Source organism: Aeromonas veronii (genome assembly GCA_041319085.1).
In the GTDB taxonomy this organism is placed as follows: Bacteria; Pseudomonadota; Gammaproteobacteria; order Enterobacterales; family Aeromonadaceae; genus Aeromonas; species Aeromonas veronii_F.
In genome coordinates this window covers 982,295-996,018 of the sequence record CP101033.1, presented here as the reverse complement: position 1 = coordinate 996,018, position 13,724 = coordinate 982,295, and the positions used below count along the sequence as shown (strand labels likewise).

Below are 13,724 nucleotides of genomic sequence, written 5' to 3'. Positions count from 1 at the left end.
GAATGCTTACCGCTTATGAGGCTGGCGGTAGCAGCCACTCTCCCTGCCACAAGGTGACGGCCTGACCGGCCATCAGTACCCGCTCCTCCTGCAGTTCAAGCCGCAGCTCACCACCACGGGCCGAAATCTGACGGGCCTGCAGTTGCCGTTTACCAAGCCGTTCGGCCCAGAAGGGCACCAGAGCACAGTGGTTGGAACCAGTAACCGGATCCTCATCGACGCCCACCCAAGGGGCGAAATAGCGGGAGACAAAGTCATGGTTCGAGTCGTTTGAGGGCGCCGTCACTATCACCCCCCGTCCCGGCAGGGCGCGCAGGGCATGGAAATCAGGCGAAATAGCGCGGATCTCCTCTTCACTTGCCAGCTCCAGCAAGAACTTGGCCCCGACCGCCAAGGTCTGTCGTGGCTGGCAACCAAGCGCGGCAGCATAGGCGGGATCCAGCGTCAGTGGCGTCAACGCGATACGCGGAAAATCGAGCCAAATCCACTCCCCTTCGCGCCGGGCCAGCAGCTCACCACTGCGGGTCTCGAAGCGGATAGTCTCGTGTGCAGCTACCGCCCCTGTCTGCCACAACACATGAGCAGCCGCCAAGGTGCCATGACCGCAGAGATCAACCTCGACTTTCGGCGTGAACCAGCGTAACTGGTAATGGGCCCTGCCAAGTTGCACCAGAAAGGCCGTCTCGGAGAGATTGAACTCGGCCGCCATCGCCAACTGGCTGGCATCAGGCAGGGCTGCTCCCAATACGACCACCGCGGGATTGCCACCAAGGGGCTGCTGACTGAACGCATTGACATGAAACAATCGGATATTCGACATGGCACTTCCTGTGTTATCAAGTGGCTCTCATTTAACGCTCTTTATACCACGCCCCTCTTTTGCTGCGGGAACAGGCGTACCTCTGCCCCTTTAATGCATTAATAGAATAAAGAATACATTTTTATTCTTTGTTGTTATCCAACACACCCTTTAATCTGGCCAAAAATCAGACCATGGAAGACGCGTGTGATGCAATTGAAGGATTCCCCATTCAACCTCTCCCCCCTCTCTGACGAGCAGCAACGTCAGCTGGGTCAGGTACTCTCGACCCTCAATACCCAGCAACTGGCCTGGGTGAGCGGATATCTCTACGGCCTCTCCCAGACCGGTCACCAGAGCGTTGCAGCCAGCGCCGCCGTGGCTGCGCCCAGCGGCAGCCTGACCATTCTCTACGGCTCCCAGACAGGCAACGCCAAAGGCGTCGCCACTGCCATCAAGACGCAGGCTGAAGCCCGTGGCCTACCGGTCACCCTAGCGTCGATGGCCGACTACAAACCCAAGCAGCTCAAGAAAGAGAGCCATCTACTGGTGGTCGTCAGCACTTACGGGGAGGGTGAACCGCCGGAGAGCGCCGTCGATCTGTTCGAGCAGCTTAAAAAAGGCAAGATTGGCAAGCTGGAGGAGCTCAAGTTCGCGGTGCTGGGGCTGGGTGACAGCTCCTACGAATTTTTCTGCCAGACCGGCAAAGATTTTGACGACTTCCTCGCCAAAGCTGGGGCCGAGCGCATTTATGAGCTCGCGAGCCTCGATGTGGATTATCAGGATGCCGCCAAGGCGTGGAGCGAACAGGCGCTCAATGCCATTGCCGCAACGCTCACCACCGGTGCGGCCAGCGGCAGCGTGGCAAGCGCGGTGCAGCAGGCGGTTGGCCAAAGCCAGTACAGCAAGGAGAACCCCTTCCCTGCCCGTCTGTCAGTCAATCAGAAGATCACCGGCCGGGATTCCACCAAGGATATCCGCCATATCGAGATCAGCCTCGAAGAGTCAGGGCTGACCTATCAGCCTGGGGATGCCCTCGGCGTCTGGTTCGACAATGACGCCGAACTGGTGGAGGAAGTGCTGGCCCTGACCGGCCTCTCCGGCGATGAGGCCACGGCCCACGGCACCTTGCGTGCAGCCCTGACCAGTCACTTCGAACTGACCCGGCTGCACGGCGGCTTTATCACAGGACTCGCTGATGTATCGGACAACGCGGCGCTGAAAGACTTGGCCGGCGACAAGGCCCAGGTCAATGGGCTGGTCGCCTCTGCCCAGGTGGTGGATGTGCTCAAACGCTTCCCGACCGAACTCAGCGCGGAGCAGTTGACTGGCCTGCTGCGCCCCCTCACCCCGCGCCTCTACTCCATCGCCTCCGCCCAGAGCGAAGTGGAAGAGGAGGTGCATCTCACCGTTGGCGTGGTGCGCTACCCACAGGAAGATGGCACCTGGCGTTCTGGCGCCGCTTCCTCCTATCTGGCGGACCGGCTGATTGAGGATGGCGAGGTGCGGGTGTTTGTCGAGCACAACGACAACTTCCGCCTGCCCGCCAATCCCGACACCTCCGTCATCATGGTGGGCCCGGGTACCGGCATCGCCCCGTTCCGCGCCTTTATGCAGGAGCGGGAAGCTCAGGGCGCGGAAGGCAAGAACTGGCTCTTCTTCGGCAACCCCCACTTTACCCAGGATTTCCTCTATCAGGTGGAGTGGCAGCGTTATGTGAAATCAGGGCTGCTGTCGAAGATCTCCCTGGCCTTCAGCCGGGATCAGGCCAACAAGATTTATGTGCAGGACCGCCTGCGCGAGGCAGGGCTTGAGCTCTACCAGTGGCTGGAAGCAGGCGCTCACTTCTATGTGTGTGGCGACGCCAACAAGATGGCCAAGGATGTGCAGGAGGCCCTGCTGGATGTGATTGCCGAACACGGTCACAAGAGCCGTGAGGAAGCAGAAGAGTATTTGAGCGAATTGCGTCGTGCCAAACGTTATCAAAGGGATGTCTATTGATGAGCAAGCAAACAATCTCGGAACAGAAAGCGGGGCCGGTCGAAGGGCCGCTGGCCGACAACGAACGCCTCAAGCGCGAGAGCAACTTCCTGCGCGGCACCATTGAGCAGGATCTGCAGGACCCGCTCACCGGCGGCTTCAACGGCGACAACTTCCAGCTGATCCGCTTTCACGGCATGTACCAGCAAGATGACCGCGACATTCGCCCCGAGCGCGCCGCCCAGAAGCTGGAGCCGCTGCACAACGTCATGCTGCGTGCCCGCCTGCCGGGTGGGATCATCACCCCGGCCCAGTGGCAGATCATCGACAAGTTCGCCGAGGAGCACAGCCTGTACGGTAGCATCCGCCTGACCACCCGCCAGACCTTCCAGTTCCACGGGGTATTGAAGCGCCACATCAAGCTGATGCACCAGACCCTCAACAGCACCGGCATCGATTCCATCGCCACCGCGGGCGACGTGAACCGCAACGTGCTCTGCACCAGCAATCCGGTGGAGTCCGAGCTTCATCAGGAGGCCTACGAGTGGGCCAAGAAGATCTCCGAACACCTGCTGCCCAAGACCCGCGCCTACGTGGAGATCTGGCTGGACGGCGAGAAGCTGGGGGACGACGAGGAGCCGATCCTGGGTTCCAACTATCTGCCACGCAAATTCAAGACCACTGTGGTGATCCCGCCTCACAACGACGTGGATATCCACGCCAACGATCTCAACTTCGTGGCCATTAGTGATCACGGCAAGCTGGTGGGCTTCAACGTGCTGGTGGGCGGGGGTCTCGCCATGACCCACGGCGACACCAGCACCTATCCGCGCAAGGCGAGCGACTTTGGCTTTATTCCGCTCTCCCACGTACTGGAGGTGGCGGCCGCCGTAGTCAGCACCCAGCGCGACTGGGGTAACCGGGTCAACCGCAAGAACGCCAAGACCAAGTACACCCTCGAACGTGTTGGCGTCGAGGCGTTCAAAGCCGAGGTGGAGAACCGCGCTGGCATCCAGTTTGGCGAGGTGCGCCCCTATGCATTTACCAGCCGTGGCGATCGCTTTGGTTGGGTCGAGGGGATCGACGGCAAGCACCACCTCACCCTGTTTATCGAAAATGGCCGCCTGCTGGACTTCCCGGGTAAGCCGCTCAAAACCGGCATGCTGGAAATTGCCAAGGTGCATCAGGGGGATTTTCGCCTGACCGCCAACCAGAACCTGATCATCGCCGGGGTGCCTGCCAGCGAGAAGGCCCGCATCGAAGGGCTGGCACGCCAATATGGCCTGCTGGATGACGGCGTGAGCGAACAGCGCAAGCAGTCCATGGCCTGTGTTGCCCTGCCCACCTGCCCGCTGGCGATGGCCGAGGCCGAGCGCATGCTGCCGACGTTTGTCACCGACATCGAGGGCTTGCTCACCAAACACGGGCTGGCAGATGACGCCATCATCTTCCGGGTCACCGGCTGCCCCAACGGCTGCGGCCGCGCCATGCTGGCGGAAGTGGGGCTGGTGGGCAAGGCGCCCGGCCGCTACAACCTCCATCTGGGAGGCAATCTGGAGGGCACCCGCATTCCTCGCCTCTATCAGGAGAACATCACCGAGCCGCAGATTTTGGCCGAACTGGACGCGCTGATCGGCCGCTGGGCCAACGAGCGCAATCAGGGTGAGTGCTTCGGCGATTTCGTGATCCGGGTTGGGGTGGTTGCCCCCGTTATCGATTCTGCGAGGGACTTCTATGCTGCTTAATCTGCCGCTTAATGTCACTGAAGATGGCCGCCTTGACCTGCAGGCACTGCTGGCCCTCGGCCGTGAAGAGCAGGCCGAGGCGCTGGCCCCCCTCAACCGGGAGCTGGATACCATGAGTGCTCCCGAGCGGGTGCGCTGGGCACTGGCCAATCTGCCGGGGGAGCATGTGCTCTCCTCCAGTTTCGGCATTCAGGCAGCGCTGATGCTCCATCTGGTAAGCCGCGAACGGGCCGACGTGCCGGTGGTGCTGACCGATACCGGTTATCTTTTCCCGGAGACCTACCACTTTATCGATGAGCTGACCGAGCGCCTCGCGCTCAACCTGAAGATCTATCGGGCCGAACTCAGTCCGGCCTGGCAGGAGGCCCGATTTGGCCTCTTGTGGGAGCAGGGGGTGGAGGGGATCACCCGCTACAACCAGCTCAACAAGGTGGAGCCGATGGACCGCGCCCTGCGCGAGCTGGGGGCCCAGACCTGGTTATCCGGTCTGCGCCGGGAGCAGGCGGGCAGCCGTGGCAAGCTGCCGGTGCTGGCCATCCAGCGCGGCCGCTTCAAGTTCCTGCCGGTGATCGACTGGAGCAACAAGGACGTCTTCTACTACTTCAAGGAGTTCGACCTCCCCTACCACCCGCTGTGGGAGCAGGGCTATCTCTCGGTGGGCGACGTGCACACCACCACCAAGTGGGAGCCGGGTATGAGCGAGGAGCAGACCCGCTTCTTCGGCCTCAAGCGCGAGTGCGGCCTGCACGAGGAAAACGGCGAGCACGACGGATCAGGTATCTGACAGCCCAAACAACAAGCGCATCCGAAATCCTGTCTCTTATACAAACATCCCCAGCATCGGCTGGGGATGTTTTTGAACACCGCCCCATTTCGGGTTCTGTCTATTTCATCCCCCTTCCTCATCAAGGTTCTGCCCCCCTCACTCAACCGGCACGCTGAGTGGGAGCTGGCCCAATTTGGCCACACCACCCTCAACGACCCAAGACGCACCAGAAGGCTGGTCGCCCTCGACATGAGGTTATTAGCAGATGCCCCGTAAACCCTAGCCCAATCGGGCGGGGATATAAGGGGAGCTAATCTGATGCGTTTGCGAGCCCGCCTATGTCTTCAGTGTCTCGATAGTCGCGCCTGCCGCACGTCCGCAGCGGTTGTTGATTTCACTGGCACGCGCTATAACTGTACTTATATACAGCCTGTGTTTTTAATCATGAAAAGAGCCACAAAAGTACGCATTTACCCCACCGACGAACAAGCGGCATTCCTCAATGCCCAGTTCGGCGCGGTGCGGTTCGCGTACAACAAAGCCCTTCATATTCAGCGGCACATGTTCCAGCGCCACGGGGTTTCACTGAAACCCAAACGCGACTTGAAACCCCTGCTCGCCGTGGCAAAAAAATCGCGCAAATACAGCTGGCTGAAAGAGTACGATTCACAAGCCTTACAGCAGGCGGTGATCAACCTGGACAAGGCATTCGCCAATTTTTTCAACCCCAAGCTCAAGGCCAGGATGCCCACCTTCAAGAGCAAGAGAGGCAGGCAATCGAGCTACCACCCCAATGGCAAAGTGCTGACCGATGCCATCCTGTTACCGAAGATGACGCCCATCCGAGCTGTCATTCACCGAGATATTATCGGCGTGGTATCCAGCATCACGGTCAGCCGTGGCCCGACAGGGAAATACTATGCCTCCATCCTTTGCGATGATGGCCGTGAGGCTCCCGCCAAGCCCTCCCTCATCACAGAGGTGACAGGCTATGATATGGGGCTGTCCCACTACCTCATTGCGTCGAGTGGCAAAAAGATGGCCAACCCGCGCCATCTTATCAACGCCAGTCGCAATCTGCGGCGAAAGCAAAAAGCACTGTCTCGCAAGACAAAAGGCAGTGGCAATCGTAGTAAGGCCAAATTACAGCTGGCCGCCCTGCACGAGCGGGTAGCCAATGCTCGCGCTGATTTTCAGCACAAACTCTCTCGCACGATAGTTGACGATAACCAAGCGATCATCGTGGAGACGCTTAAAACAACCAATATGATGAAAAACCACAAGCTGGCCCGCGCCATTGGCGATGCTGGCTGGCATGGTTTTATCATGAGGCTGGAGTACAAAGCCCAAGCGGCGGGCCGCCACCTAATCAAACTCGATCAGTGGTTTGCCAGCTCTAAACCATGTAGCGAGTGCGGCCACAAGATGTCGGAGATACCACTTCACCAGCGACAGTGGGTATGTCCAGCGTGTGGGGCAGAGCATGACCGCGACATCAACGCGGCCATGAACATTCGACAGCAAGGAATATTGGAATTAAAAGCGGCGGGGCTCGCCGTTTCTGCCCATGGAGGCCAGCGTAAATCCGTCAATCTGACGGTAGCGGCCTAAGAAGTGGGAAGCCTCGCCGCTTGCGGCGGGGAGCAGTCACCCAGAAGCGGATATCGAGGAAATATTGTAACAACATGCATGTTACTGATTAACAGCTAGCATCTTGTGCTCACTCATAATGTGACCCACTTCACCTTAGGCATGATCCACCCACAATCGTTCCATTCTCGTGACGTACGTCAATTTAAAAAAGAAACGCTATTCCTATAATTTAGGAATGGCGGGTGTACAGCCCAATTTGCGATGCTAACCAGCAAGAGGAACATATGGCCAAGGGCTCAATCGTCTCACTCACTTATCACCACTACCTAGACCAGGACACAGGCGCAGCAATCTGCCGTCTCACGCCACCTGAGGTAACCTGTCACCGCAACTATTTCTACCAGAAGTGTTTTACCAATGACGGTAGCCAACTGCTGTTCGCCGGTGAGTTTGATGGCTACTGGAACTACTACTTGTTGGATCTGGCCAGTGGCCAAGCTCGTCAATTGACAGAAGGGGCTGGAGACAACACCTTTGGCGGCTTTCTATCCCCCGATGACAGCGCATTCTACTACGTTAAAAATGGCCGCAACCTGCTGAAAGTAAACCTTGATACCCTGGTGGAAACACTCGTCTATCAAGTCCCTGAGCAGTGGGTAGGCTATGGAACCTGGGTAGCGAACAGTGACTGCACTAAATTGGTGGGGATCGAGATTGCCAAAAAAGACTGGATCCCGCTGACCGACTGGAACCTGTTTCACACCTTCTACCATACCAAACCCCACTGTCGGCTGTTGCGGATCGATCTCGCCAGCGGGACGACACAAGTCATTCATGAGGAGCATGGATGGCTCGGCCACCCCATCTACCGTCCCTTCGATGATCACACCGTAGCCTTCTGCCATGAAGGTCCTCACGATCTGGTCGATGCCCGCATGTGGCTGGTCAATGAAGATGGTTCGGCCGTGCGCAAGGTGAGATCTCATCAGGAAGGCGAGAGCTGCACCCACGAATTTTGGATACCGGACGGCTCATACCTGATGTACGTCTCCTACCTCAAGGGGCAACAAGACAGGATCATCCGCCGCTTCAACCCGGACAACGGCGTAGATGAACCCGTCATGGCGATGCCTGCCTGCTCACACCTGATGAGCAACCATGACGGCTCCTTGCTGATTGGCGATGGATCCGGTACGCCTGTTGATGTGAAAGATACCCATGGTTATACCATCGACAATGACCCCTTCCTTTATGTCTTCGATGTAAAGCAGGGTTATTACTATCAACTAGCTGCCCACAACACCTCTTGGCGGGTGTTTCAAGGGGATCGCCAGGTGACTCATCCACACCCCTCCTTTACCCCGGACGATCGGCAGGTATTGTTTACTTCCGACTGCGATGGCAAACCCGCCCTCTACCTGGCCACTCTGCCAACAGATCCCGTCTAAACCACCGGGTAACCCCACTAAATGGAGGCGTCCTCGGCGCGGCGCCTCCCTCTCTTAATGCCAACAAGGTCGCCACCATGTCCCAGACATTGCTGCCCAATATCATCGACTTTCTCGCCAGGATAGATCCCTTCAACAGGTTGCCTCCTGAGTTGCAACACTGTGTGGCCAGCACCATAAAGATCAGCTACCTAAGCCAAGGAGAAAGCCTGCCGTTCAACATCGAGGATCCAGAGCGCTACCTCTATATAGTACGCACAGGCTCGCTGGAGCAACGGATGCAAAATGGCGTGCTCAGGGGGCTGTTGGGACCAGACGATCTGTTCGGCTTTACTTTTTTGGAAAGTACCCCGGGCAATCCTGCAGATTGCTACAACGTGACCGCACTCGATCACACCCTGCTCTACCAGATCCCCCACAGCAAGCTGAAACACATGCTGGTTGAGTATCCGCAATACGCCAACCTGTTCGCCTCCCAGGCGAGGGAGCGTCTGCAATCGGCCCTCAATGTCATCTGGTCTGACAACGACAAAGGGCTCTTCATGCGCAAGGTCTGCGAGGTGAACAGCGGCAAGATAGCCGTGGTCGATGCCGATATGAGTATTCAGCAAGTGGCCCGGGAGATGCGCATGGTCTGCCGCTCCTCCACCGCCGTTGTGATGGAACAGGGAGAGCTCAAGGGGATCGTCACTGATCGCGACATGACAATGCGGGTGATCGCCGAAGGGCTGGCGACCAGTCGCCCTATCCGGGAGATAATGACACCGGCCCCCATCACGATTCATCCGGACGAGCTAACGCTGAAAGCCGCCTACCTGATGATGCAGCACAATATTCGCGGCCTGCCCATTGTGCGAGAGCAGCAGGTGCTGGGTTTGCTGACCACCTCCCATCTGGTGCAAAACCACAGGGTGCAGGCGATATTTCTCATCGAGAAGATCAAGTATTGCGAAACGGTGGAGGCCATGGAACTCCTGACGGTTGAGCGTCAGGCCATCTTTGAAGCCTTGGTGGAAGGGGAGGTAGCGGGAGAGAGCATAGGCAACGTCATGACACTCATCATGGATGCCTATTGTCGACGACTGCTGCAACTGGGAGAAGCCAGACTGGGAGCGGCCCCTTGCGACTATGCTTGGGTAGTTGCCGGTTCACAGGCCCGCAACGAAGTCCATATGCTCTCGGATCAAGACAGCGCGCTCATTCTGGCTGATGACGCCACTGACAACGACAGACTCTACTTCAATCACCTGGCAATGTATGTCTGCAATGGGCTTGATGCCTGCGGTTATCCGCTCTGCTCTGGCCATTTCATGGCTACCGCCCATAAATGGTGCCAACCGCTGAAGGTGTGGAAAGAATACTACCGCAAGTGGATAGCCAACCCCGAATACGACAAACTGCTCAATGCCAGCGTCTTCCTCGAGCTGCGGGCCCTCCACGGCAACATGGCGTTGTGCGATGAACTGCAGCACCACCTGTTTTCCCTCGTACAAGCACACCCCTCGTTCATTCGCTCCTTAACCCGCGATGCTATCTCAACCCAGCCGCCCCTGGGCATCTTCAAGAATCTGGTACTGGAGAAAAATGGCGATAACAGCAAGGTCCTCAATATCAAACGCTATGCCCTGACGCTGATCACCGATCTGGCGCGTATTTACGGACTCAGCGCCGGATCTACCCATAACAGTACTGAGGCGCGTTTCCTCCACGCCCATGAACAGCAGCAGCTCTCGGAAGAGAGCTACAAGAACATCATCGGTGCTTATCACTTCATCATGAAAGTGCGCTTTGCCCACCAACTCATGGCATTGAAGAAAGGCCTCAAACCCGACAATCACATAGACCCGAATCGCTTTGGCAGCTTCGAACGCAAGCACTTGAAAGATGCCTTTCGCATCATCGGCGAGCTGCAGGATTTTGCAAAATTACGCTTTATTAAAGAGTGAGTACACTAATGGGTTGCCTTGATTACTTCTCTGCCCGCAAGCGTCTCGAGCGGGCAAGGGCACGCTATATGAGAACCTGGGACGGGTTGCCCGCTATGGTACGCCAACTGCTGAGCGCCCCTCTCCCCTCCCCGGGAACCTCCCTAAAAGAAGCGCGCCTGCTATCTCTGGATTTTGAAACAACGGGGTTGCAGCCCACGGAGGATCACATTCTCAGCATTGGCACGGTCGATGTGCTGAAAGGGAGAATCGATCTCGAGACCGCGACCCATGCGTTCGTTCACGGCCACCACCGGATCAAGGCCGACACAGCCATCATCAACCACCTGATGCCCGAGCAGCTAGCCGGCGGGAAGAGTCTGGATGATGCGATGGAAGAGCTCTTTCACCAGATGTCGGGGGCCATCTTGCTAGCTCATGGCGCCATGGTGGAACGCCGCTTCATCGACCACTACCTGCAGCAACGCCATCGCCTGCCCCCCTTGCCACTACCCTGGCTGGACACGCTGGAAATTGAGCGTCGCCGGAGACGATACATGAGGGATATGCCCGCTGACCTGCGACTCTCTTCGGTCAGAAACCGCCATGGATTGCCCAGTTATTCCTGCCACGAGGCGCTGATCGATGCGGTAGCCACGGCAGAGCTGTTACTGGTGCAATACAAGCAGCTACACCCGACCTCACTCCATCAGCTCATGAGGTGACAGCGCTGGGGATCCCTGTTTTGCCGACACCGGATAGCCGAATCACGATAGCAATGTGGCCATCGCGGTTGAGCTGCATTATCACGAGCAGCCCCCGCACAGCACCTTGGGATACAGTTCACCTCGGGCATGTTTGCGCTGTCGGCTATCACAATAGGTGACTGCACCCCGCCTCAAGCGGCGAGGCTTCCCACTTCTTAGGCCGCTACCGTCAGATTGACGGATTTACGCTGGCCTCCATGGGCAGAAACGGCGAGCCCCGCCGCTTTTAATTCCAATATTCCTTGCTGTCGAATGTTTATGGCCGCGTTGATGTCGCGGTCATGCTCTGCCCCACACGCTGGACATACCCACTGTCGCTGGTGAAGTGGCATCTCCGGCATCTTGTGGCCGCACTCGCTACATGGTTTAGAGCTGGCGAACCACTGATCGAGTTTGATTAGGTGGCGGCCCGCCGCTTGGGCTTTGTACTCCAGCCTCATGATAAAACCATGCCAGCCAGCATCGCCAATGGCGCGGGCCAGCTTGTGGTTTTTCATCATATTGGTTGTTTTAAGCGTCTCCACGATGATCGCTTGGTTATCGTCAACTATCGTGCGAGAGAGTTTGTGCTGAAAATCAGCGCGAGCATTGGCTACCCGCTCGTACAGGGCGGCCAGCTGTAATTTGGCCTTACTACGATTGGCACTGCCTTTTTTCTTGCGAGACAGTGCTTTTTGCTTTCGCCGCAGATTGCGACTGGCGTTGATAAGATGGCGCGGGTTGGCCATCTTTTTGCCACTCGACGCAATGAGGTAGTGGGACAGCCCCATATCATAGCCTGTCACCGCTGTGATGAGGGAGGGCTTGGCGGGAGCCTCACGGCCATCATCGCAAAGGATGGAGGCATAGTATTTCCCTGTCGGGCCACGGCTGACCGTGATACTAGATACCACGCCGATAATATCTCGGTGAATGACAGCTCGGATGGGCGTCATCTTCGGTAACAGGATGGCATCGGTCAGCACTTTGCCATTGGGGTGGTAGCTCGATTGCCTGCCTCTCTTGCTCTTGAAGGTGGGCATCCTGGCCTTGAGCTTGGGGTTGAAAAAATTGGCGAATGCCTTATCCAGGTTGATCACCGCCTGCTGTAAGGCTTGTGAATCGTACTCTTTCAGCCAGCTGTATTTGCGCGATTTTTTTGCCACGGCGAGCAGGGGTTTCAAGTCGCGTTTGGGTTTCAGTGAAACCCCGTGGCACTGGAACATGTGCCGCTGAATATGAAGGGCTTTGTTGTACGCGAACCGCACAGCGCCGAACTGGGCATTGAGGAATACCGCTTGTTCGTCGGTGGGGTAAATGCGTACTTTCGTGGCTTTTTTCATGATTAAAAACACAGTCTGTATATAAGTACAGTTATAGCGCGTGCCAGTGAAATCAACAACCGCTGCGGACGTGCGGCAGGCGCGACTATCGAGACACTGAAGACATAGGCGGGCTCGCAAACGCATCAGATTAGCTCCCCTTATATCCCCGCCCGATTGGGCTAGGGTTTACGGGGCATCTGCTAAGCGGGAAAACGTGTCTGGCGCCACAGGTGAATGCTTAAAGCTTTTAGTTTTAAATCAATGAGTTATATAACTTCAGCTTATTCATTTAGGAACAGCGAAGAGGCCGAAAACGGCAATCCAGTATCCCCACCCGCTATCATGACCTTCTCTTTTCTGCATTCAGAGCATGCGCACTCTCTGATAGACTGATGCCCTTTGGCTTGTCCGTGTGGGCCAAGCCCTGCTTCATCTTGCAAGGGAGTGTTGGATGTCCGGTTGTTCCTGGTGGAATAGATCCACCGGTTTTGCGTTGCTGACCATTGTGCTGTGGGCCTCGCTGGCGGCGCTAACGTCACGGGTCACCAGCGTGTCACCGCTGGTGCTGGTCGGGTTGGTGCTGTTTTTCTGCGGGGTCGGGGCCTTGCCGTTCTGGCGCCAGTGGCGTGCTCGCCCGATTACCTGGCTGGTAACGGTGGCGGCATTGCTGCTCTACCATCTGCTGCTATTTATGAGTTTTCGCCATGCCCCGGTGCTGGAGGCAAACCTCATCAACTACCTCTGGCCGCTCTGCATCATTCTGTTCACCCCGCTGCTGCTGCCCGGCCACCCCCTTCATGCCCGTCACCTGCTGGCTGGCGCCTTTGGTCTGGCGGGCTCCATGCTGGTGATGGTCAATGGCGAGCTGCAACTGCAGCAAGCTTATCTGCCGGGATACCTGCTGGCGCTGGGGGCTGCGGTCATCTGGGGGGCCTACTCGGTGCTGTCGCGCCGTCTGCCATCCGCCCCTGCCGTGGTCACTGCGGCAGCCTGCCTGCCCGCAGGTTTGTTGGCGCTGTTGCTCGCCTATTTGCTCGAAGGGCCTCTGCCGCTGGCACAGATCCCCACCAGTGACTGGTGGCTGATCATCGGGCTGGCACTGGGCCCCATGGGGGCAGCCTTTGTCACCTGGTATCTGGCGCTACGGGATGGAGACCCACGGCAGATTGGTGCGCTGGCCTACCTGACACCGCTGCTGAGCACCTTGCTGCTGGTATTGCTCAATGGAGAAGCGCTGACCTCGCGCCACCTGTTGGCCGGCGCCCTGATCATGGGGGGCGCCCTGCTCGGTATGTTGGGACAACGCAGCAGCACGCAGGCATCCCCAGCCAGTTAAGTCGGTAAAATAAGGTCACCTGACCATGCTGTCATAAAAACGCCATCATCCCTGTTTAGGC

General features: G+C 57.6%; 11 protein-coding genes. 9 read left to right on the top strand and 2 right to left on the bottom strand.

Translation table 11 applies throughout. From position 1 onward, the window contains the following. Positions 1-13: 13 nt before the first annotated feature. Positions 14-820, bottom strand: coding sequence for a PhzF family phenazine biosynthesis protein (locus tag NMD14_04950; GenBank protein XEI33775.1), 807 nt, complete (start codon positions 818-820; stop codon positions 14-16). A gap of 189 nt (positions 821-1,009) precedes the next feature. On the opposite strand from NMD14_04950, the gene NMD14_04945 reads away from it, so the two are divergent. From NMD14_04945 to NMD14_04910, 8 genes are all read left to right on the top strand, one after another. Continuing rightward, positions 1,010-2,800 (top strand): assimilatory sulfite reductase (NADPH) flavoprotein subunit, encoded by a 1,791-nt coding sequence (locus NMD14_04945; GenBank protein XEI33774.1) that lies wholly within the window; start codon positions 1,010-1,012, stop codon positions 2,798-2,800. Beyond that, positions 2,800-4,524, top strand: a complete 1,725-nt coding sequence (gene cysI, locus NMD14_04940) for an assimilatory sulfite reductase (NADPH) hemoprotein subunit (GenBank protein XEI33773.1) — start codon at positions 2,800-2,802, stop codon at positions 4,522-4,524. Before NMD14_04945 ends, cysI begins: the two co-directional genes overlap by 1 nt. Beyond that, positions 4,514-5,308: a phosphoadenylyl-sulfate reductase gene (locus NMD14_04935; protein XEI33772.1), complete on the top strand. Its 795-nt coding sequence runs from the start codon at positions 4,514-4,516 to the stop codon at positions 5,306-5,308. The genes cysI and NMD14_04935 overlap by 11 nt, the downstream gene beginning before the upstream one ends. 72 nt (positions 5,309-5,380) lie before the next feature. Beyond that, positions 5,381-5,566: a transposase gene (locus NMD14_04930; GenBank protein ID XEI33771.1), complete on the top strand. Its 186-nt coding sequence runs from the start codon at positions 5,381-5,383 to the stop codon at positions 5,564-5,566. A gap of 168 nt (positions 5,567-5,734) precedes the next feature. Further along, entirely contained in the window at positions 5,735-6,901 is a 1,167-nt protein-coding gene (locus NMD14_04925; protein XEI33770.1) for a transposase, read from the top strand. A 266-nt stretch (positions 6,902-7,167) separates the two neighbouring features. Next, positions 7,168-8,331 carry an oligogalacturonate lyase family protein gene (locus NMD14_04920; protein XEI33769.1) on the top strand — a complete coding sequence of 388 codons (1,164 nt, stop codon included), beginning with the start codon at positions 7,168-7,170 and terminating at the stop codon, positions 8,329-8,331. Positions 8,332-8,408: 77 nt separating this feature from the next. Beyond that, a complete protein-coding gene (locus NMD14_04915) occupies positions 8,409-10,277 on the top strand; it encodes a DUF294 nucleotidyltransferase-like domain-containing protein (GenBank protein ID XEI33768.1) in 1,869 nt (622 codons plus the stop codon). Between the two features lie 8 nt (positions 10,278-10,285). Then, entirely contained in the window at positions 10,286-10,981 is a 696-nt protein-coding gene (locus NMD14_04910) for an exonuclease domain-containing protein (GenBank protein ID XEI33767.1), read from the top strand. 197 nt (positions 10,982-11,178) lie between these two features. Here NMD14_04910 and NMD14_04905 read toward each other — a convergent pair whose 3' ends face one another. Beyond that, positions 11,179-12,345 (bottom strand): transposase, encoded by a 1,167-nt coding sequence (locus NMD14_04905; protein ID XEI33766.1) that lies wholly within the window; start codon positions 12,343-12,345, stop codon positions 11,179-11,181. 433 nt (positions 12,346-12,778) lie between these two features. On the opposite strand from NMD14_04905, the gene NMD14_04900 reads away from it, so the two are divergent. Beyond that, the gene (locus NMD14_04900) at positions 12,779-13,663 is read left to right on the top strand and encodes a DMT family transporter (protein ID XEI33765.1); all 885 of its coding nucleotides are present in this window, start codon (positions 12,779-12,781) and stop codon (positions 13,661-13,663) included. Positions 13,664-13,724 lie beyond the last annotated feature (61 nt).